Raw genomic sequence first — 21,095 nt, 5'->3', positions numbered from 1 at the left:
GAGAATTTTGCTTTTTTCGCATATTATACGTACAGCCAGAATTAGTAAATAAAATACTTTAAAACTTACATTTAATTGCTTAAAAAAGATTAGTTTTTAAATCGCGCGCCCTTAATTATCATTCTTGCCTTACTTTTTTCGATAACAATGCATATGACAAAAGTATTCTCTAAATCCATTGAACAGGTATATTCCTATACAGATGCTTTTAATAATTCATTTTCTAAAATATTCTTTACATTACTATATATAACACCACTTACATCGGGATGTTCTTCCATCCCAATGGTATCTCTCAGAAATTCCATTGAACTAGGTAAAGAGCCACTAATATTTATGTACTTAAACATATACAATGCCACTTTTATTTCTCTTCGATATTGAAAGGGTAGTTTTGGTAAAAATACTGGTTTAATTAATCGGTCAAATATCTCACCAGAAACTATTTTCGGCATTGTAAGCGCCTGGCCTGTAATTTCTATACCTGAATGTATAATATTACTGACTACTTCCTCCAATTTCGGTGCATTATTTCCCAGTGTCACAAAAATTCTCCTTCTCTATTGTTACTTCTTATTAAATGAGAAATAACATCTGCAACATAGTCTTGAGATACTATGTCTATTTTTGAATCAGCATCACCAGGTATAATAGGGATTCGATTTTGTAATAATAATTTGGCAATAAAGTGAAATCCTTGTTGATTAGCAATTTCTCCAGTTTTAGAATCACCTAAAATAATTGAAGGTCGGATTACTGTAAGAGGGATACCACTGTCACATAAGTATCTTTCAGCTTCTATTTTTGAATCCTCATAACCGTTGCCCTTTGTAATATAAGAATCCTCTTGATTGAAATTGTGAACATATGCAGTGCTAACATGATACAAAGGTACTTTTGCATCCTTTGCTAGTTGCAAAATATTTAAAGTCCCAGTTACATTTGTAGTACAAACTTTTTCATACGACATATTAAAATTTGTAAGTGCAGCCATATGAACAATCAAATCTATATTTTCACACAATTCTAAATAATCTTCGTTATTTAACCCTAATTGTGGTAAACGTATATCACCTATAATCGTATTAACATTATTTTTTTTTAAAGGAGTATTGTGAACTAAACAGTGTAATTTAAAATCATGTAGTTTCTCAATGACAGAGGTTCCAAGTACCCCACTTCCCCCAGTAATAAATATATTATTATACAAGGCAAACCCTCCTATTTTTTGTTATTATAGAATCCAGTAAAGAGAATTAATGAATATGCCCACATTAACCATGATGCGAAAAATCTATCTGTTTCGACAGACAAATTTACAAAAACTTGATCAAAATAGATTAATACAACGGAGTCTATTAGCATTCCAGGAAGAGCTATAAACACAGCGGCTTTTATTCTATCCTCATTCTCTTGAATTTTTTTCAACTTATAAATTGGAAATGTAAGAACTAGAATCAACGGAACGACAAAAATATAAGACAATACAATTAATAACGTGTTATCAGGAATAAAAAAAACTTGACCTAAAAACCTAAAAATAAGGCTTGCACCTAACCACACAAGGAATCCCCATAAAAAGAAAAATGGCATTTTAATACCTCCCTATAAAAACTGATATTTCAACGGGTTGAATCTTTCCTTTAAATAGTGAAGAAATTTATTCACTTCGAAATACATATAGTATTTTTCGATTTCCTTGATTCTTTGTAATTCAAAGGAATACGAAAAAATCTTTTTTTCATATTTTTATTTTCTTGCTAGATGCTAGACTATTTTGCATTTCCAAAATATAATGATTAGCAGCATCCCTTATATTACCGTTATATTTATGTGTATTTTCCATTATATTTTCCAATGATAACTTAATATTTTTTTCCACTTTATCAAATATGTCTTCGAAATTTGCTTGTCCAGAAGCCAACATTCCAAAAAAAGCAGCTGCTCCACTATTACAAATGAAATCTGGAACAATAATAGTTCCTTCGTTTATAAGGAGGTTTTCTATACCTTTTTCAATTGGTATGTTTGCTGCTTCAACAATTACAGAAGCTTTCACTCTATCTACATTTGTTTCATTTATAGAATGTTTAATAGCAGCAGGTATTAACAAATCTGCATCCTCTAACCATGCTCCATTTGGTTTTAATATATAATGATCAAATATTTTTTCACGATTAATTATTCCAAATTTATCTGTTTTTGATATTAAATAAGGAATATCCAAACCTCTGTCACAGTAAATACATCCTTTTTTATCTTCAATTGATATAATTTTTCCACCCAGATTATAGATAGCTTCTGCGCTTACCTGACCGATTGTTCCAAATCCTTGAATTCCTACCTTGGTATCCTCTATAGACTTCTCTAACTTTTTTAAAACCATCAGTGTCGAATTAATGATAGTGGAGCCTACCAACTTTATTGAATTTTCCTTATTAAATAGTACATTTAATGTTGTATCTTGAGGAACTTCCACTTTTATTCCTTGTAATTCAAGCTTACTTTTCATTGCTGAGACTGGGTCAAAGTAAATTGATTTATAAATATTTTCTATATCTTCTATTGTTATTCCTAAGTCTTCGCCTATTAAATAATTCTCTGTTAAAAATGGCTTCGCTAATTCTGCAAATCTCTTTAATAACTTCTCTCGGTCGTGCTTTTCTGGATCATATACAATTCCTGATTTGGCTCCACCCATGCGTGCTCCAGAGATAATGTATTTTTTCGTCATCACTTGAGCCAATTGTTCTACCTCTTCTAACGTAACGTTGCTCGTCATCCTAAGACCACCTGCACTCATTCCATTTACAATAGTATCTATAACAATATAAGCTTCTAAATTAATTTCAGGATCACATAAAATCACTTTATACACAGACATCATTTTTCACTTCCTTTTTTTAGTTTTCCAACTTCAAATGTAAAAGCAAAAGACCGATCATCATTATTTAACTGGTTTATAATATTCTCTTTTCTCTCAATCTGTTCAAAATATTTTTCCGGAATTTTTCTCGTTGCTAAAAAATTCCGATAACAAAAGATACTTTCATTCTCACCTGTACGAATTATTTCGTTAAGAATTTTGTCAAAAAGCTTATCAGAAACCCAGCCTGAAATATCAGAAAGAGAATACTTATTAAAGAAATTATCTGGCATTGATTTCAAATAACAATCAATTGGACTGGTTACAATTTCTACTCGATTTGCGTATTTACGAATTTTCTCGTAATTTTCTTTTAATAAATAAACCGGTAATGAACGTTCATATATGTAATTTCCTGTTAATAAAAATGTAAGCAAATGATTATCTTTAACCGGATGATTTTTAAGCGTGTATTCTAGTCGGGAATGCAAAAATTCACCTAAAGAATTCACCTCGCTATAAACGAAGTAGCTAGGATCTTTTAAAATGTGCTTGTAAAACCCCTTCTTGCATAGTAATTTTAGATTCTTCTCCCAACGACCATTATTTAATTTTTCATAAGCAATTCTTTGTTCTTCAATCGTTCTACAATTAAGAATTTCCTTTATTCCCGCTCTGTGAAATAGTTTTATCCCCGGACCAACTATATGACGATAAAAAAGTTCCTGCCTGCCAGTAAATAAAATGCCTTTTTCAATCTCTTTTTTATGCTTATTCCAAAATTCCAACGCATTAGATGACAAATCAACTTTAATTTTTTGATAATAATTTAATCTTTCTTTGGTATGATATATACCTAGGAAAGCTAAAAGTTCTTCATAAGTTAAATGTTGAAAGGCACTTAATTTTAATTCCATTAAATAATTTTGTTTTTCATCCGCATCTATAGAATATAATCTTTTAGGACCTTTTGTTAATAAAGCTAAACTTCTACATGCACTTCCAGTAATTGATACAACAGAATCAGTCTCTGTTATATTCAAAGCATTTAACTCTGATTGAGAATCTTCATTAGAGGTTGTATACAATAACCACGAATCATCAGTTTGTCTCATTAAATGAATTACTTCTTTAAAAAATTTAAACATAGATTTAAATACATCCCCCTAATTCTTAAATTAAATGTAGACTAAAACCTTCATGAAATTCACGCAAATGAAAAGTGATTATTCAGACAATCGAATGTGCAAAAGAAATGCACGAAGTCAACTAGTGCTCAAAATGAAAAACACTTCGTTTATTAAAAACTACTATGTTGTTTCTCTTCATTTCTGATGGCTATACGAAAAAAACCCTATCGCCATCTATCCTTAAAGTAAAACAGTTGAACCTAACTGAAGCACAATTTTGAAGATGGACTATTCGATATGGCGGTTTTGAACTCTGGTTTATTTTTAAAGAATACAAAATCATAAAAATAGTAAAAGTTTTTGTTTACTTGGCGTACTGGATTACGAAAAAGGTACAATTTTTTTGATTATAGAAGAATGTTTCGTATACGTATTTTCTGTGATTATTGATCTTAATCATGATTCAAAGTATTTTCAGCCGTTTTCGCAGAGACCAAAGAGTGATTCATGACCCCTCGTTTGAATTTAAAAACTATGCCTAAATTCTCACATTATCTACAAGCAGTTTTATCCATCTTTTCAGTGTTTTCAAAAGCGTGTCAATATGTTTATACATGTTTTTAATTGAAACCATGGAAAAGTGTTCAATCGATTACTTTTAGCGTATGTTTCTTTAGTTCTTTCTTAGATGAGGTGTGATGTGGTGTGGTGTGGTGATGTGAGGTCTGATTATTTTTTTTATCCCCCTTTCTAGTTAGTCAACTAACTATCTCTAACATCAATATAACATTTAATGTAATTAATGTAAATAAATATAATCTATTTTCCACTTAAAATTATTTTTTAGGAAAAGTCTTTTCTACGGTTTAAATGGACATTGTCCTTTTACTCAATGGCAAAATCTTGTTTCGATTGGATGTAGCGATCGATTTATAGATGGAAAAATAAGTACGATTGGCTACGATGATAAAACATAGATATTCTAACTACTGCATATAGTACCATCCTGTTTTAAATCTATTGATTCGAGGAAGAATGATACAGCGCCAATTGAGTGTCGAAACCTTACATTTATTTGTAGTACCTGTAAAATCAAATTCCGCTAAAATTGTTTGAACTTCTTCCTCCAAAAGAAAGTTTTGAAGTAGGTTGAAAATCATGCTTTTCTTAGCCAATAGAGATTCCTCCTTCGTAAAAAGTTTGTTATGGTGATTTCTACTTTAAAAGAGGAACTCTCTTTTAAAGTAGAAACTAGATCATCTACAGACGTGATATTTTTCCATTGATTTTACAACTTAATCAACATTGATCATTGACAGAATTACTATCCAGCAAATCTAAAAACTAAGTTTTCACTCAATTTAAAAATCTCCATGATAGAAAATATCTCATGTGAATCCTCCATTACTAATTAATTATCTAATTGATGGATAGTATTAAGTATTTTTTCTAGTTCTTCATAGAAAGTATCTAATGGGAAATTTTCACATGTAACAAGCTGTATTGCTATACCATCAATCAATGCATTAAAAAAAATGCTCCATGTTGTTAAAGACACGCCTTTAATTGGAGATGATTTCCATATTCTTTTTAAACCAATAAGTAAACTATCATTTTCATTCGTTAAAACTTGTCCAAGTTGTTCTTTTATTAAGCGATTATTAAATCCTAGTGCTACCAATGCAATTAATAATTTATGATAGAATACATCGTTTTCATAACGACTTTTTACAGATTCAAGAGCAGCGCTTATTGTGAATTGATCATTTGCAAGTAGTTTTCCCCAAGAATCCTCACATATAAATTTAATTATTTCTAAAAGAATTTGTTCTTTTGTCTTGAAATGGTAATAAATAGTACCTTGTGTTACATCAGCATATGATGCGACCAATTTCAATGTAAAATTTCCTATCCCGTTGTCTACTAAACATTGCATTGCCGCCTGTACTAATTCCTGCTTTGATTTTCCCATTGGTTTCGCCATTAAAACATCTCCGATTCAGATAAAGTTAGTTATTTATATAACTAACTTTATTTAAAATTATTATGATAATTCCGATTTTCAATTACCTATCAAACCTTATACTATCTCATTTTCTTAGCATCAATTTGCCAATAAAAAATTGTACCATATATCTTGGTAATAACTTTGTACTTAATATAGTAGCTTTGTAACGTTTACCGGGTATATTAATTATTTTTTTCTTTATTAATGTTTTATAAGCTATTTTTGCTACCTTGTCTGGTTGGGTACCAACAATATTTGCTATTTGATCCAATTTATTCATATTATTATTTTTTGAAAAGTTTGTTTTAGTTGGTCCAGGGCAAATAGTTGTTACTAAAAAATCTCCTTTGTTCTGAAGTTCTATATTTAATGCTTCTGAAAAAGACAATACATAAGCTTTAGTTGCTCCATAGACAGCCATACTAGGTGTTGCAACAAAAGATGAAATAGAAGCTATATTCATTACACGACCGTAACCACTATTAAGCATATCCTGAATGCATAAATGAGTAAGTTCAGTTAAAGTCATAATATTCAATTGAATCATACGTAGCTGTTCTTGCTCTGACATTTGGTGAAAATACCCTTGTAACCCCATCCCTGCATTATTAACAAGTATATCAATTTGTTCTCCTTTAGACTTTATTTCATCATAAATTTCCTTTGCCGCTCCAATTTCTGATAAATCTTTCTCAATTATAATTACTTCAGTAAGTTGATTGAGATTTCGAAACACTTCATTTAATTTCATATGGTTACGGGCAATCAAAATTAGTCTATCACCTTTTGCAGCAAATATTTTTGCTAGTTCCAAGCCTATCCCTTCACTAGCTCCTGTCAATAAAACTGTTTTCTTTTTCATTTTATAGTCCTCTCTTTTATAAGTTTTTCCACATATATTAAAGTTTCTACAACTAAAATCTCATTCAAAATTAGGAATTCCTTACATTTTAGTATATCGCACACTTAGAAGAAGTACATACTCTTTTCTCCAAATAATTATATATTTAGCTATTAATGTATGGAAAGACCTCAATTAATTCATTAGAATTTAGCAAAGAAAGGTCGTGTCTGAACATCTTAATCATAAATTTAAATAAGCAATAGTTGAACTCTAACACTCTTTATTTATAGATAAGTTTCTTTTTAATTTGATAATTTTTTCCTATTCTAGTTATAAATTAAAATAATTATTGGGATTTTCACAAAATTGCATGCACAAAAAAATTCACCGATTTTTGTATACTTTAATTGTCTAGAAACAAGTAATAGTAAGGTGAACTTATGAATCCCAATATAAAAGATGTAGAGATTACTATTTCTATTTTAAAAGCTATCGTTTTGAATAAATATGTTAATAAAACGATAGCTTTCTTTATTTTTAAGAACTCTTTTCATAAGAAAGATTGATTATTATAAATCTTCTTATTCCACGAAAGCCCCTGTTAGTTCTATAGGTAAAGCTAACCTTCTTCAAGAATCGCACCAATTGTTGAAGATCACTTATTAAAGGAGAACTACTCTTCTTAAATGACCCCAACTTAGGGTTTTTTCATTAATAATTCACAATTTCATTAATTACAACCAAGCATATACTATATAATGGTTCAGTCTGATATAAAAAAACAGTAAGTGTATGAAATTTCAAATTGTTTTATTTGGTGGGATCGATTAAATTGCTGCAATTACTTTTGAGTTTTTTGCACCTGCAGCAATTTTTTACCTAAAAATGTAATAGTAGAGTTTATAACAGTTGCAGGGAAAAGACTAGTCAAAAGTGGCGTTAATGACATAGAAATTGATGCCATAGGAATAACCGATCCGAACGCTGAAGGTACTATTTTAATTATGGGTGGAGCTGGAGATATGTATGGTAATGGTAACAATTCGAATTATGCGCATGATTTTAAAAAACTTAGATAATAAATGATTCAGAAAAAAACTGAGGATTTTTTGAAGAAGAATTTTAAAGTTTTAAGTTGTATAGTTGGACATTATTCGCTTGCATACTCTTTGCACTCATTTATAATGACTAATCCTTCTATACTTTTATAAAACTGAGGAGGATAGGTAAATGAAGCAACGCAAATTCCTAATTACGATTTTATTAATTATTTCAGGAATGTGGGTAATGCATACACTAACAAAGAATTTTGTAGTTGATCCAAGTTTTCAGGGATTCCTATCAAAAAAAGATGAACTTCTTTCTAATCAAATGCTATGGGTATTGATGATACGAGTTCATATTATACTTGCGATAATTGCACTTCTTACAGGACCTCTCGGAATAATTAAGAGATTACGTTTAAAATCTTTAACATTTCACCGATGGAATGGTCGAGTCTATGTTTTATCTATTGTGTTAAACTTTATAGCCGGTTTATACGTTTCGTTCTTTGCGACAGGTGGCTGGCCAAGTACAATAGGGTTTCTTATCTTAAATACACTTTGGCTTATAACAACAATATTAGGCTATATATATATAAAAAGAAAAGATGTCTTACGGCATAGTCAATGGATCATCCGAAGTTTCTTTCTATCCTTTGCCAATATGATTATTTATATCATGGTCGCAATTACACATAATGGATTAGATCTTTCCTATGATCTTTCATATACGATTGCAGTATGGCTTTGCTGGATTTTCAGTTTAGCAATAGCCGAAATTGTGATTAGAAAAAAATACTTGTATGATATAAAATAATTACAAGCCTTTTTGACATTTGTTAAAATCGAGGTAATTGTCATAAAAAATGCTTATCGTTGGAAATTCGCATTTTCTGATGTTACCCCAAATTCCCTTTCATCCCTATATTTTGAGCAGCAATCACATTATTTTTGGTGCGGTCTCCAACAAATATACATTAGGAGAAACATTCAGAAGCTCCAAGGCTTTCTTAAATATTTGAGTGTCAGATTTTTTAATTCCTTTTCATTCAGATAATAAAATTGGTTCAAAATACCTAAAGTCCTTATATTATTACCTTAAACCCCTTTTCAATTTGTAATCATTCCTAGAACAAGATTGTTACTTCGTAATTTTTCTAACATGCTAATAAGATTTGGAAATGGGACGCAACTATTCTTAAATTGGCTTATGTAAGCTTGAAGTAAATATAGGTTACAAGGTTAGTAGACATCGATTCCTTAAATTATGTGCACAACAGTACTGTTTGCCATAATCTCCACTCAATGATTTTCGAATGTCAAATTTCTGGCCCGGTATGAGATCAAAAACATCCTCATGCTTTAGGACTAACTGGTATTAACCTCAAAAAGATTTATAAATTAATAAATGGAGAAGGCTTAAGGAACTAACACGGTCATCCCTTAAGCCTTCTTTTAATTTCATTTTAATTTAATTTGGTTTAATCATTTAATATTCGAAGAAGTTCTATTACCCTCTTCTTCCCTTCATGTAAACTATCTTGAGCCCCTATACAGGATGGACACCCTGACTCACAAGGACAATTCGCCACATGTTGAAAAGTTTTAGTCAATAGATCCTCCCATAAATCATAGACTTTTTCACTTAGCCCGATACCACCAGGATACTTATCATAGACAAAAAACGTAGGCAGCTCATTATGGGATGCTTTTACTTGCGGAACTACTGCTACGTCACTGCTATCACACTGAATGAATATTGGAATAAACGCATTCATTGCGTAAGCAACTCCAGTCATTGCATCCGTAAGCTCTGCCTCTGACCACTGAGGTGTGTTATTGAACGATAACCACGAAGCACTTGTATGCATTTCATCTGGTGGCAAATGTATAGGTCCTGAGCCAATATTGTCATGTGTGCCGAAGCGTATTTTCTTGAAAATCGTTGCTTGTGCAACTAAGCCAACATCGCCAAAGCAAATTGTACCACCTGCATATGAACGGCTACGATCTTCCTCTAAAACTTTCATTTCAACTGCTAGATTGGCATCTGTATAGTAATCAACATCTACTTCACGTACATAGGCTTTCTTTTCTTCCCAGTCAAGCTTCTCTACTTGGAACTGAATACCTTGGTGCAAGTAAATGGCTTCTTCATGCAAGAGTGTCATGGCACTATGTCGATCCATTTCACCAATAACCTTTGTCTGTGCAGGAATGGTAAGATCAATAATGACTACATTTTCTTGTGACGCTGAACGTAGGCTAATATCATGCGCCGGGAAACGATCACTCATCCAATGCCATTTATCACTCGTCTTAAAAACTACCCCTTCCTCTGCTAAATACTCCAACAATTCCTGTATGTCATATTCTCCATACATATCGCCTGTTGAGAAAGGTAGCTCGAAGGCAGCACATTTCAAATGATCCATTAAAATCAGCATATTTTCTGGATAAATACGTGCTTCCTCTGGTGTACTGCCTAGTAAAAATAGTGGATGATTGACCACATACTGGTCCAACGCGGAAGATTGCGCAACATAAATAATCAATGCCTCATCCTGACGTCTCCCTGCACGTCCTGCTTGCTGCCAAGCACTCGCAATATTTCCTGGGTAACCTGTCATAATACATGCTTGTAATTGACCGATATCGACACCTAATTCTAATGCATTGGTGCTAACTACTGTTTGGATTGTCCCATCACGCAAGCCTTTTTCGATGACACGTCGCTCAGATGGCAGATACCCACCTCGATAGCCACGTACAGATTCATCGAGCAGCTTATTATTACGTGTAAGTTCCTTTAAATAGGTTACAATCATTTCTACGCGTACCCGGCTTTTGGCAAAAATAATGGATTGAATGCCAGCCGTGTACAACCTCTTAGCTAAATCACTTACCTCTAATACAGCACTTCTACGCACGCCAAATGTTTTATGAATAATCGGCGGATTGTAAAAAAGAAAGGTTTTCTTACCAACTGGAGCACCCGAATCAGCAATGAGCATGTGTGATTCATTCGTTAGCAGCTCAGCAAGCTCTTTAGGATTTTTAATGGTAGCGGATGTACAAATAAACACAGGTTTACTCCCATAAAACTCACAAATTCTTTTTAATCTCCGAATAACATGCGCCACATGGGAACCAAACACACCTTTGTATGTATGCAATTCATCAATCACAATATATTGTAGATTTTCAAAAAGTGAAACCCATTTTGTATGATGCGGCAAAATCCCCGAATGAAGCATATCAGGATTCGTCATCACGATATGCCCTGCCTTACGAACCTTTTGGCGAATGCCTGGAGCCGTATCTCCATCATAGGTATAGCTTAAAATCTCCTCACCGCTTTGCTCAATAAGTTCATTCAAATCATTTTTCTGGTCCTGTGCCAGTGCCTTTGTTGGAAATAAATAAATGGCACGTGCATTTTTATCCTCCATTATTTTTTGTAGCACTGGCAGATGATAGCAATAGGATTTACCTGAAGCAGTTGGTGTAACCGCAGTAAAAGACGTACCACTCTGTGCCAAATCAAATGCCTCTCGCTGATGGGTATAAAGCTGCTCAATACCCCTTGCCTGTAGGGCTTTCACTAAAGAGGGGTGTAAATTCCTAGGAAATGGTGCATAGTTAGCTGGACGCCCTTCTAATGTTTGCCAATGCAGGATACGCTCTTTAAGTTCTTCATCATATCTCCACTCATGTAAAAGCTCACTAATCGTTCGTTTCTTCGATAGCATCCTTCTCTCCCTCCTTAACTAATCGTTCAAATATTTTCAAAGTATAGGAAGTAGAATGAATGGCATCTAAAAAACGTTTTTTACTTGTTTCTTTATAAAAAGATTGCACAACAAATTGCTCCATCGATTCAACGACTGAAGCAATTTGTTGCGTATGCATGTATTTTGGTCGATTTTTTTGAATCCATTTATTGGCTTCTTGCTGCCATTCCTTCAAAAGTTGATGGATTTCATCTGCATGTGGCTTTACCTCTTGAAAAAAATCAGGTGTCCGATCTTCCTCACGCATTTGCCAAAAACGTGAAACACACTGATCACATTCATCTATTAATTTGGATGTTTGCTGGATAACTAACAATTTTGCACCTCATCTCTCAACAATTACACATAGCAAATATATTTCATAGTGACGGCATATACATGGTGAGTATGTTTTGTTTTGCACGTCAGCAATGGAAATATCACTGTTTATGACACCTATTTACCACACCTTTATGGAAAATAATGTCTCAATCTTCATGCTATTGCGTTAGTTCAATTGCTTATGAGATAAGTGTACCAAAGTCTATGATTTTTCACTACTAATAGGCGAACAAGCATTCTTTACTTGCCAGTTCTTTTCTGCTAAGCTTACTTTCTGGCTAACTGCTTTAAGTTGCATAAAAAAATGCAAACTATGAGCATTGTTTTCCAGCGACACTCTCGTGAAAAGTAATTGATTGACCAGATCTAACTGCGCAACTAATTGTTCTAACTTGTTCAAAATAACGCCTCCTTTGCTTTAACTTTAGTATTCCTCGTATGTATAGAATTACCTTCATGCGTGACAAAATAAGCGTAAGTTAGCTGAAAGAAGAAGATTTTCGATAAAATTTTAATAGTGAACCTCTGACAAAAAAAATCGTCATGAATGAAAGGTCACTGTGTGAGTATATTTTCATCCCAATGACCTACTTAAATTTATCAGTTATTTTGGCGATTCTAGTAAGAATAAAGCTGGCGATTTTTCGACGCAAATTATTCCTACTTACCATTTGTTTTCTACTATTCTAGTAACAATTTCATGAATGATTGAGGTAGAGAACAGCTATTAAAACATGGTAAACTAGTGGATAGAAAAGCAGTAAGGTAAAGGGTGAGCTTAATGACAATTCGTTATCCAAACGGGAAATTGTATACCCCAAATGCTTCTGTACAGAAAACAGAAAAAAAGAGCAAAAACAAAGATTTATCTTTTAGTAATCGTGGGAAGACGCTAGAAGATGAAATTAATGAAGCAAACGACTATTATATAAAAAGACGACTTGCTATCATTCATAAGAAACCTGTTCCTGTGCAAATCGTCAAAGTAGAGTACCCTTCACGAAGTGCTGCTGTCATTCGTGAAGCTTATTTTCGAACACCCTCTACAACCGACTACAATGGTGTTTGGGAAGGGCATTATATAGATTTTGATGCAAAGGAAACTGCTTCCAAAACAAGTTTCCCCTTAAAAAATATTCATGAGCATCAAATGACACATATGCAGCAAGTGACGGAACAAAATGGTGTGGCTTTTATTATCGTTCGTTTTTCTGCTTTTGAACGATATTTTATTGTGCCATACAAAGTTTTACAAAAGGCCTGGCAAGCAATGGAAAATGGCAATCGTAAATCGATACCCTTTTCGATTATCGAAGAAGAGGCATATGAAATTCCCACGAGCTATTATCCGCGTATCGATTATTTACCCATTATCCAACAATTGATTGATGCAAAATGCTACGGGTCTGAAAGTGAGGAGAAATAAGAATGACTGAACGTCGTCGAACACGTGGAGAGCATCAAAAAGCTCTCGCTGAAAAAAATAAAAATAAAAAAACGAAACCAGCCTCATCCGCTAAGTCATGGTTTAAACGCATTTTTTTAACAGTCTTAGCAATCGGTGTAGCAGGCTTAATTGGAGGAGCTGCATTATTTGCCTTCTATGCAAGCACGGCTCCAGAGCTCGATGAAGAATTACTGAAAGATCCTGTTTCTTCCAGAGTTCTACGATAAAAACGGTGAATTATTTGCAACAATCGGTGCTGAAAACCGTAAATATATAAAATATGAAGATATACCTGAAGATATGATCAATGCGATTCTGGCTACAGAAGATGTACGCTTTTTTGAGCATCATGGGATGGATTTTTATCGTCTAGGCGGTGCAATCCTTGCAAACTTCCGTGATGGCTTTGGTGCGCAAGGTGCATCGACTTTAACACAGCAAGTAGTTAAAAACTCATTTTTACAAAACGAGAAGAAATTAAAGCGTAAAGCACAGGAAGCATGGCTTGCCTTCCAATTAGAGCGTAAGTATACAAAAGAAGAAATTTTTGAAATGTACTTCAACAAAATGCTTATGTCAGGTCGTATCTATGGCTTCGGCACAGCCGCACAATACTTCTATGGTAAAGAATTAAAAGATTTAACATTAGATGAAGAAGCATTATTAGCAGGGTTAGTGCAACGACCAAATGCGTATAATCCATTAAAAAACCCTGAGCTTGCAAAAAAACGACGTAATACCGTTTTAGGATTAATGTATCAACACGGAAAAATTTCTAAAGCCGAAATGGAAGAAGCAAAAAAAGCAGAAGTTCAATCAGGTTTAGCGGATGATGCAACACGTCAATCATTTGCAGGTTCCAAATATGATGCCTTCCTGGATATTGTTATTAATGAATTAGAAAATAATGGTGACGGTTCGGCAATGGCAGAAGGAATCAAAGTCTATACGACACTTGATCCAAATGCTCAACAAGTTGTAGAAAATGTCATGAATGATGATAGTAATTTCCCAACTGAAGAAATTCAGTCAGGTGTGGCGGTCGTTGATACAAAAACTGGTGCCATTCAAGCCGTTGGTGGCGGTCGTAAATATGGTGCAGAACGTGGCTGGAATTATGCCGAGGACTTAACAAATAATCAACCAGGTTCCACAATGAAACCATTAGTCGACTATGGGCCAGCAATTGAATATTTAAAATGGTCTACAGGTCAAACACTTGTCGACGAACCAATGAACTATACAAACACAAAGCAAACAATCACAAACTGGGATGGCAGATATATGGGTGCCATGACTGCACGTAAAGCATTATATGCTTCAAGAAACGTTCCAGCTGTTAAAGCATTACAGGAGGTTGGCACTGAAAAAGCCAAGGAATTTGTTGGACGTTTAGGGATAGAAACAGAAAACCTCTATGAGTCCGATGCAATTGGTGGTGGTGCTATTACTATCTCCCCTATTCAAATGGCAGCTTCCTATGCTGCTTTCGGTAATAACGGGGTCTATACAGATCCGCATTCGATTACAAAAATTGTTTATCGTGATGGTAAAACGTCTAAAAACTATACACCTGAGTCTAAAGTGGCTATGAATGATTATACGGCTTACATGGTAACAGACATGCTACGTGATGTAGTCGGCAATAAGCCTGATGCCTCAGGAACTGCAGCCAATGTGCCTGGCTTAGATATCGCAGGTAAAACAGGTACAACTAACTATTCAGCAGAAGACTTTAACAAATATAATTTACCGAATACAAGTGTGCCAGATTCATGGTTTGCTGGTTACACAACTAACTATTCCATCGCTATATGGAGTGGCTATGAAAAACACTTTGATCCAATTACAACGTGGGAAGAACGTCGATTACCACAAAACCTATTTAAGACAATTATGCAAGAGATTTCAGCAAATGTTGAGACAGCTAGCTTCAAAAAGCCAAGTACTGTTGTAGAAGCAACGGTGGAAGTAGGCTCTAATCCTTTAAGATTGGCAAGTGACTATACACCTAGCGAACTACGTCAAACAGAGTTATTCGTTCGCGGAACTGAACCAACAGAGGTTTCTGAGGTCTATGAGGCGCCAGAGCTATCTACACCTTATAATGTTTCAGCAAGCTTAGATTTAGGAGCACAGTCGATCAATATTTCTTGGGAACATGATGCCATCCTAAATCCAGAAACCGATGAACCATTACCAACTTCATTTGAAGTTTCTGCCACACGTGAAGGTGGAGAAACGGTTATCCTTGGCACAGCAGACACGAAAGGCTTAACTGTTGCTAACACGCTTGAAGATGGTAACTATACAATCTCTGTCGTAGCCATTGTAGACGGCACACGCAGTGAGCCTGGGACAACTACCTTCCAGATCACAAGTACCCCTGAGGAAGATTTGGAAACGGAAGATCCAGATGAACCAGATATTCATTTACCGATTGATCCTGATCAAGAGGACAATGATCAAGGTAATAACAATAATGGCAATGGCGACAACGGCAATAACAACAATAATAACGGGAATGGCAATGGGCATGGAAATAACGGCAACGGTGGAAACAATGGCAATAATGATGGAAATCAGCAGCCAACACCTCCTACCGAGCCTACCAACCCAAATGAAGAAGACCAAAGCTCAGAATAAAGAAAAAAACCGAGAAGCAGTGAATGAACTGCTTCTCGGTTTTTTTATTGATGAAGGCTCTGAGGCTATCCGTCAGTTTTGACGATCTATCCGCCACTCTACACGGTCTATCCGTCACTTTTCGCGTCCTATCCTTCACTTTACCTGTTCTATCCATTAGCTTGAATTCGCAGTCGTGCTGCGCGCTTTTTCGTTTCTTTAAATAGCTCATCTAGTTGACGATAGCATGCATATTGACCTGGCTTAGCTTTAATAAAGGCTAGTCGCTCAACACCATTAATCGGTAGCACTTCATCGCCTGCAGCTTGCACAAGTTGTTCAAATAGCTCGATGGCATCTTCCATTAGCCCTTTTGCCAGTCCATTTCTTGCATCATGTGCTTTATGGATAGCGGCTTGTAGAGAAGTCCATTGGGCAAACCATGCATCAACCTTTTCTTTTGCTATGGCTTCACTATTCACGCATCCTTCACCAGGCCTTTCTTTAAACGCTTTTGCCCTTCACGACAATCGTCCAGTAAAGGGCAAGTACGGCATCCAGGATTTTGGGCCTTACAATGATAACGTCCAAAGAAAATTAATTGGTGATGCGTTTTTGACCATTTCTCCATTGGCGTTTTCTTCATAATCGTTTCTTCCACTTCAAGCACCGAATCTTTCCATCGACAGAGCCCTAGGCGTTTGGATACTCGCTCCACATGGGTATCCACTGCAAGTGCTGGAATATCGAAGGCTACTGAAAGCACAACATTGGCCGTTTTTCGTCCTACACCTGGTAATGTCACCAAGGCTTCACGTGTTGCAGGGATTTCACCATCGTACTCATCTAGTAAACGTTGACATAGAGCCTGAATGTTCTTCGCCTTATTGCGATAAAGGCCAATAGAGCGAATATCCTGTTGCAATTCCTCTATAGAAACAGCTAAATAATCTTCTGGTGTTTTATATTTTTGAAATAAGGTTTTCGTTACTTTATTGACAAGTACATCTGTACATTGCGCAGATAATAATGTGGCAATTGTTAGCTCAAAAGCATTATCATGAACGAGCTCACAATGTGCGTCGGGAAACATTCGATCCATTTCTTCTAGACAATGCTCCCACTGTTTTTTCGTTAACAAACTGGATGCCCCCTATTCTCTTTCTTCCAACCAATTATAAAATGGAACTCTCCCCGTTGATTGCGTTTCTTGTTGAACTGTTCGAGCTGGTGCTCTGTTAAATGTCTGTTTCTCACGGAACTGTTCACTTTGCTTTTGTGCGGCTTGTGGTGTTGTAATATTTTTCTTTTTCCATTCTAATAAAATGCGATCAATATAGCGAATACTCAGTTTCCCAGCAAAGACAGCCTCCTTTAGCGCCTCTTTGATGAGTGCGGGACTATGCTTGTCCTCATCAAGCCAACATCCAATTTTTTCAAGTTCTAAAGGAGATAAAAGACGCCCCATTTCCTCTTCAAAAAGACGGAATATCTCTCCTTCTTCTTGTTGAAGTGTCACTGCCGTTTGTTGCTGCTCTTTCATATCGATCATCTGTAAAATGCGCTCCCATAGCGGGTATACGGAATACTTTTCATATAGCTTGCCGCCCGCGTCGACATCTCGTGTAATTTCAAGAAAACCCTTTTGCATTAATCGCTGTAAACGTGATGTGATATCATTATCAGACATTGTGAGACGATTTTTTAGATCATTAGGTGTTGGGAAGTCATTCTCTTCCATATGAAAGGCCAATAAATGCATGACAATCAGTGCCTCTTCATCCTCCATATTTAACTCCTTATAAAACTGAAAAAAAAGCTGAGGAATGGGAACCATTCTCTGCTCAGTCCATGTACGGAGCCGATGATTATTTATGTTCATTATTCTCCAGACTCCTTCTTTTAAGTAGAAAAGCCGCGTAGATAGTTCACTACGCGACTTTTAAATTGATTAGCTTATGGATATAAGCGGTTTAGTAAACGTGGGAATGGAATTGTTTCACGGATATGCTCTGTGCCTGAAATCCATGCTACAGTTCGCTCTAACCCAAGACCAAAACCTGAATGTGGGACAGAGCCATGTTTGCGAAGCTCTAAATACCAAGCATAGGCCTCTAATGATAGGTTATGCTCTTCCAGACGTGATTTTAATAAATCGTAGTCATGAATTCGCTCAGAACCACCAATAATTTCTCCGTAACCCTCTGGTGCAATTAAATCAGCACATAATACAACATCATCACGATCTGGGTGTGGTTGCATATAGAACGGTTTAATGCCTACTGGGTAACAAGTAATAAATACTGGTTTGTCAAATGAATTCGCAATCGCTGTTTCATGTGGCGCACCAAAATCATCGCCCCACTCAATATCGTCGAAGCCTTGTTCGTGTAAAAGCTTAATCGCATCATCATAAGAAATTCGAGGGAATGGCGCTTTAATGTTTTCAAGTGTTGATGTATCACGGCCAAGTCGCTCTAGATCTAATTTGCAGTTTGCAAGTACAGATTGTACGATATGCGCTACATATTGCTCTTGTACTTCTAAATTTTCTTCAAACTCTACGAATGCCATTTCAGGCTCAATCATCCAAAACTCGATTAAATGACGACGAGTCTTAGATTTTTCAGCACGGAAAGTTGGACCGAATGAGAATACTTTTCCTAAAGCCATCGCAGCAGCTTCCATGTATAGCTGACCAGATTGAGATAGATAAGCATCTTCATCAAAATATTTTGTATGGAACAGCTCTGAAGTACCTTCAGGCGCAGAACCTGTTAAAATTGGTGGGTCCATTTTTGTAAAACCGTTGTTATTGAAAAATTCGTAAGTAGCGCGAATAATTTCATTCCGAATTTTCATAATGGCATGTTGTTTACGGGAGCGCAGCCATAAATGACGGTTATCCATTAAGAATTCTGGACCATGTTCTTTTGGTGTGATTGGGAAATCTGTTGCTGCATGTAGTACCTCGATACCAGTAATAGCAAGCTCACAGCCAAAGCTTGAACGTTCGTCAGCTTTCACCTCACCAATCACATACATAGAAGTTTCTTGTGTCATCCCTTTTGCCGTAGCAAAAATTTCTTCGCCTACTTCTTCTTTCACTACAACGCCCTGTACAAAGCCAGAGCCATCACGAAGCTGTAGGAACGCGATTTTTCCGCTTGAACGTTTATTGGCTAACCAAGCGCCAATTTTGACTGTTTCACCGATATGCTGTGGCATATCTTTAATCATAATTTTTTTCATAGAAATCCTCCAAAGTTGACTAGAAGGATTAGTCTTGCCATTTTGATTTTACGAATGTATCAATACGACGGACTGCCTCTTCTAATAAGTCTAAAGATGTAGCATAAGATAATCGCATAGTAGTTGGTGTACCGAAGCCAGAGCCTGGAATCACTGCTACGTTTGCTTCTGTTAAAATATCCGCAGCAAATGCATCTACTGAATCATAGCCAGTGTGAGCCATAGCTTCTGCTACGTCTGGTAATAGGTAGAATGCACCCTGTGGCTTTAATACATGGAAGCCAGGAATAGCACTTAACTGTGGGTAAATTTTTTCAAGACGAGATTCAAATGCCTGACGCATTTCCTCTACCGTATCCTGAGAGCCATTATACGCCTCCACAGTTGCATATTGTGCTGTTGTTGTCGCATTAGATGTTGAGTGTGATGCAAGGTCAGTCATTGCTTTAATAATGTCTGCGTCACCTGCAGCATATCCAATACGCCAGCCTGTCATAGAGTGAGATTTTGCCACACCATTAACAACGATTGTACGTGCTTTCACTGCATCAGAAAGTTGTGCAATTGAAAAATGCTCAATACCATTGTATACAAGCTTCTCATAAATTTCATCTGACACGATTAAAATATCTTTTTCTTCTGCAACAGCAGCAAGTTCTGCAAGCTCTTCACGAGAATAAATCATCCCTGATGGGTTACTAGGAGAATTTATAATCACTGCTTTTGTCTTGTCTGTCACAGCTGCTCTCAGTTGATCCGCTGTAATTTTATAGCTTTGTTCACGTGTACCTTCAACATAAACTGGTACGCCGCCAGCTAATTTCACTTGTTCTGGATAAGACACCCAATAAGGAATAGGAATAATAACCTCGTCGCCTTCATTTAAAATCACTTGGAATAGCGTGTATAAAATATGCTTTGCCCCTACACCAACAATGATTTCATTTGGCTGATAAGTAAGGTTATTGTCGCGTTGAAGCTTATCAATAATGGCTTTTTTCAGAACTGGAAGTCCGCCAGCGGGTGTATATTTTGTATAACCTTTTTCCATTGAATCAATGGCAGCATTTAAAATATTTTGAGGTGTATTAAAGTCTGGTTCACCAGCTCCAAGACCAATAACATCAATACCTTGCTCTTTCAATGCTTTTGCTTTTGCAGTAATCGCTAATGTTGAAGATGGTGTTAAAGTTTTTACACGTGTTGCTAATAAATTTTTCATTCGGGATCTACTCCTCTTATAAATTCGTAATGCGCTTCCACCAGTCGCCATCCTTAAACAGAATATAGACATAGTTGAGCTGGTCGTGGTCGTTCAGATACGTAATTTCCCAAACTGCGCCAGGCTCCTCATAGCCTAATTTCATGTGGAGGACTTTTTGTACATTTCCTTCATTTTTAAAAACCGATAATGCTTGCTTTTCCGTAATACCATCTTCTAATAACACTTCCTGAATGGAATCCTCGTCTAGATTCGTCGGAACAAAGACAGCTTTTTTATCACCGTATTCGTCTACCCCGAACACAGTAACATACGAATGTTTGCCATTATATGTGTAGGACTCCGATACAATTGCGAGGGCTTTGGCATCGAGTGCCAACTGTTCAGCCTGCTCTTCAATTGAACGGAACGGAGCCTCGGCTTTCCAGAGTACTAAAATACTAATGACAAGTGACAACGAAACAATAAAGACAGAAATGAAAATTAACCAGTTTTTCATCTATTCACCTTATGTTTCACATCGAGCTGTTTTGGCATAACACA

Annotated in this window: 19 protein-coding genes and 1 pseudogene; 3 read left to right on the top strand and 17 right to left on the bottom strand. The window is 35.6% G+C overall.

Features of this window, described 5'->3' with window-relative positions; all coding sequences use genetic code 11:
* Positions 1–194 precede the first annotated feature (194 nt).
* From NP781_RS06155 to NP781_RS06120, 8 genes are all read right to left on the bottom strand, one after another.
* A complete protein-coding gene (locus NP781_RS06155) occupies positions 195–545 on the bottom strand; it encodes a hypothetical protein (RefSeq protein WP_257521761.1) in 351 nt (116 codons plus the stop codon).
* Positions 542–1,210, bottom strand: coding sequence for an SDR family oxidoreductase (locus tag NP781_RS06150; protein WP_257521760.1), 669 nt, complete (start codon positions 1,208–1,210; stop codon positions 542–544). Before NP781_RS06150 ends, NP781_RS06155 begins: the two co-directional genes overlap by 4 nt.
* Positions 1,211–1,221: 11 nt before the next feature.
* Complete coding sequence (locus NP781_RS06145; RefSeq protein WP_221680687.1) at positions 1,222–1,593, bottom strand: DUF5367 domain-containing protein; 372 nt, start codon at positions 1,591–1,593, stop codon at positions 1,222–1,224.
* A gap of 148 nt (positions 1,594–1,741) precedes the next feature.
* Positions 1,742–2,887, bottom strand: a complete 1,146-nt coding sequence (locus NP781_RS06140) for a Glu/Leu/Phe/Val dehydrogenase dimerization domain-containing protein (RefSeq protein WP_221680686.1) — start codon at positions 2,885–2,887, stop codon at positions 1,742–1,744.
* Positions 2,884–4,014, bottom strand: coding sequence for a DUF3419 family protein (locus NP781_RS06135; RefSeq protein WP_257521759.1), 1,131 nt, complete (start codon positions 4,012–4,014; stop codon positions 2,884–2,886). Before NP781_RS06135 ends, NP781_RS06140 begins: the two co-directional genes overlap by 4 nt.
* A gap of 968 nt (positions 4,015–4,982) precedes the next feature.
* Positions 4,983–5,171 carry a hypothetical protein gene (locus tag NP781_RS06130; RefSeq protein ID WP_257521758.1) on the bottom strand — a complete coding sequence of 63 codons (189 nt, stop codon included), beginning with the start codon at positions 5,169–5,171 and terminating at the stop codon, positions 4,983–4,985.
* A 236-nt stretch (positions 5,172–5,407) separates the two neighbouring features.
* Positions 5,408–5,980, bottom strand: coding sequence for a TetR/AcrR family transcriptional regulator (locus tag NP781_RS06125; protein ID WP_221680683.1), 573 nt, complete (start codon positions 5,978–5,980; stop codon positions 5,408–5,410).
* A gap of 106 nt (positions 5,981–6,086) precedes the next feature.
* The gene (locus NP781_RS06120) at positions 6,087–6,866 is read right to left on the bottom strand and encodes an SDR family NAD(P)-dependent oxidoreductase (RefSeq protein ID WP_221680682.1); all 780 of its coding nucleotides are present in this window, start codon (positions 6,864–6,866) and stop codon (positions 6,087–6,089) included.
* 1,212 nt (positions 6,867–8,078) lie between these two features.
* On the opposite strand from NP781_RS06120, the gene NP781_RS06115 reads away from it, so the two are divergent.
* A complete protein-coding gene (locus NP781_RS06115; RefSeq protein ID WP_257521757.1) occupies positions 8,079–8,708 on the top strand; it encodes a DUF2306 domain-containing protein in 630 nt (209 codons plus the stop codon).
* A 664-nt stretch (positions 8,709–9,372) separates the two neighbouring features.
* Here the strand turns inward: NP781_RS06115 and NP781_RS06110 are convergent.
* The 3 genes from NP781_RS06110 to NP781_RS06100 all read right to left on the bottom strand — a co-directional run bounded on the left by NP781_RS06110 (position 9,373) and on the right by NP781_RS06100 (position 12,406).
* Positions 9,373–11,643 (bottom strand): DEAD/DEAH box helicase, encoded by a 2,271-nt coding sequence (locus tag NP781_RS06110; protein WP_257521756.1) that lies wholly within the window; start codon positions 11,641–11,643, stop codon positions 9,373–9,375.
* Positions 11,618–12,001, bottom strand: a complete 384-nt coding sequence (locus NP781_RS06105) for a YppE family protein (RefSeq protein ID WP_257521755.1) — start codon at positions 11,999–12,001, stop codon at positions 11,618–11,620. Before NP781_RS06105 ends, NP781_RS06110 begins: the two co-directional genes overlap by 26 nt.
* Before the next feature lie 207 nt (positions 12,002–12,208).
* Positions 12,209–12,406 (bottom strand): hypothetical protein, encoded by a 198-nt coding sequence (locus tag NP781_RS06100; RefSeq protein ID WP_004225568.1) that lies wholly within the window; start codon positions 12,404–12,406, stop codon positions 12,209–12,211.
* A 381-nt stretch (positions 12,407–12,787) separates the two neighbouring features.
* Here NP781_RS06100 and recU point away from each other — a divergent pair, with 381 nt between their 5' ends.
* Both recU and NP781_RS06090 read left to right on the top strand, forming a co-directional pair.
* Positions 12,788–13,432, top strand: coding sequence for a Holliday junction resolvase RecU (gene recU / locus NP781_RS06095; RefSeq protein WP_221680678.1), 645 nt, complete (start codon positions 12,788–12,790; stop codon positions 13,430–13,432).
* A gap of 2 nt (positions 13,433–13,434) precedes the next feature.
* Positions 13,435–16,099 (top strand): annotated as a pseudogene (locus tag NP781_RS06090) (PBP1A family penicillin-binding protein).
* 149 nt (positions 16,100–16,248) lie between these two features.
* On the opposite strand, the gene NP781_RS06085 reads toward NP781_RS06090, so the two are convergent.
* The 6 genes from NP781_RS06085 to NP781_RS06060 all read right to left on the bottom strand — a co-directional run bounded on the left by NP781_RS06085 (position 16,249) and on the right by NP781_RS06060 (position 21,051).
* Positions 16,249–16,560 carry a YpoC family protein gene (locus NP781_RS06085; RefSeq protein WP_221680676.1) on the bottom strand — a complete coding sequence of 104 codons (312 nt, stop codon included), beginning with the start codon at positions 16,558–16,560 and terminating at the stop codon, positions 16,249–16,251.
* The gene (nth, locus tag NP781_RS06080) at positions 16,557–17,219 is read right to left on the bottom strand and encodes an endonuclease III (protein ID WP_257521754.1); all 663 of its coding nucleotides are present in this window, start codon (positions 17,217–17,219) and stop codon (positions 16,557–16,559) included. Before nth ends, NP781_RS06085 begins: the two co-directional genes overlap by 4 nt.
* Positions 17,220–17,231: 12 nt before the next feature.
* The gene (locus tag NP781_RS06075) at positions 17,232–17,960 is read right to left on the bottom strand and encodes a DnaD domain-containing protein (RefSeq protein WP_221680674.1); all 729 of its coding nucleotides are present in this window, start codon (positions 17,958–17,960) and stop codon (positions 17,232–17,234) included.
* A 74-nt stretch (positions 17,961–18,034) separates the two neighbouring features.
* Positions 18,035–19,330, bottom strand: coding sequence for an asparagine--tRNA ligase (asnS, locus tag NP781_RS06070; protein ID WP_221680673.1), 1,296 nt, complete (start codon positions 19,328–19,330; stop codon positions 18,035–18,037).
* Positions 19,331–19,358: 28 nt separating this feature from the next.
* On the bottom strand, positions 19,359–20,552 hold the full coding sequence (locus tag NP781_RS06065; protein ID WP_221680672.1) for a pyridoxal phosphate-dependent aminotransferase: 1,194 nt from the start codon (positions 20,550–20,552) through the stop codon (positions 19,359–19,361).
* Positions 20,553–20,568: 16 nt separating this feature from the next.
* Positions 20,569–21,051, bottom strand: a complete 483-nt coding sequence (locus NP781_RS06060) for a cell wall elongation regulator TseB-like domain-containing protein (protein WP_016994292.1) — start codon at positions 21,049–21,051, stop codon at positions 20,569–20,571.
* Positions 21,052–21,095: the final 44 nt, after the last annotated feature.

Origin of the sequence: Lysinibacillus sp. FN11, from assembly GCF_024628845.1 — a bacterium.
Lineage (GTDB): Bacteria > Bacillota > Bacilli > Bacillales_A > Planococcaceae > Lysinibacillus > Lysinibacillus capsici.
This window is presented reverse-complemented; position numbering and strand designations above follow the sequence as displayed.

What these genes read in the sequence shown, in the direction of transcription:
- NP781_RS06140 (WP_221680686.1), bottom strand. Translation starts at nt 2,887, where the DNA reads ATGATGTCTGTGTATAAAGTGATTTTATGTGATCCTGAAATTAATTTA.
- NP781_RS06110 (WP_257521756.1), bottom strand. Translation starts at nt 11,643, where the DNA reads ATGCTATCGAAGAAACGAACGATTAGTGAGCTTTTACATGAGTGGAGA.
- NP781_RS06145 (WP_221680687.1), bottom strand. Translation starts at nt 1,593, where the DNA reads ATGCCATTTTTCTTTTTATGGGGATTCCTTGTGTGGTTAGGTGCAAGC.
- asnS (WP_221680673.1), bottom strand. Translation starts at nt 19,330, where the DNA reads ATGAAAAAAATTATGATTAAAGATATGCCACAGCATATCGGTGAAACA.
- NP781_RS06115 (WP_257521757.1), top strand. Translation starts at nt 8,079, where the DNA reads ATGAAGCAACGCAAATTCCTAATTACGATTTTATTAATTATTTCAGGA.
- NP781_RS06125 (WP_221680683.1), bottom strand. Translation starts at nt 5,980, where the DNA reads ATGGCGAAACCAATGGGAAAATCAAAGCAGGAATTAGTACAGGCGGCA.
- NP781_RS06075 (WP_221680674.1), bottom strand. Translation starts at nt 17,960, where the DNA reads ATGAACATAAATAATCATCGGCTCCGTACATGGACTGAGCAGAGAATG.
- NP781_RS06065 (WP_221680672.1), bottom strand. Translation starts at nt 20,552, where the DNA reads ATGAAAAATTTATTAGCAACACGTGTAAAAACTTTAACACCATCTTCA.
- recU (WP_221680678.1), top strand. Translation starts at nt 12,788, where the DNA reads ATGACAATTCGTTATCCAAACGGGAAATTGTATACCCCAAATGCTTCT.
- NP781_RS06135 (WP_257521759.1), bottom strand. Translation starts at nt 4,014, where the DNA reads ATGTTTAAATTTTTTAAAGAAGTAATTCATTTAATGAGACAAACTGAT.
- NP781_RS06060 (WP_016994292.1), bottom strand. Translation starts at nt 21,051, where the DNA reads ATGAAAAACTGGTTAATTTTCATTTCTGTCTTTATTGTTTCGTTGTCA.
- NP781_RS06120 (WP_221680682.1), bottom strand. Translation starts at nt 6,866, where the DNA reads ATGAAAAAGAAAACAGTTTTATTGACAGGAGCTAGTGAAGGGATAGGC.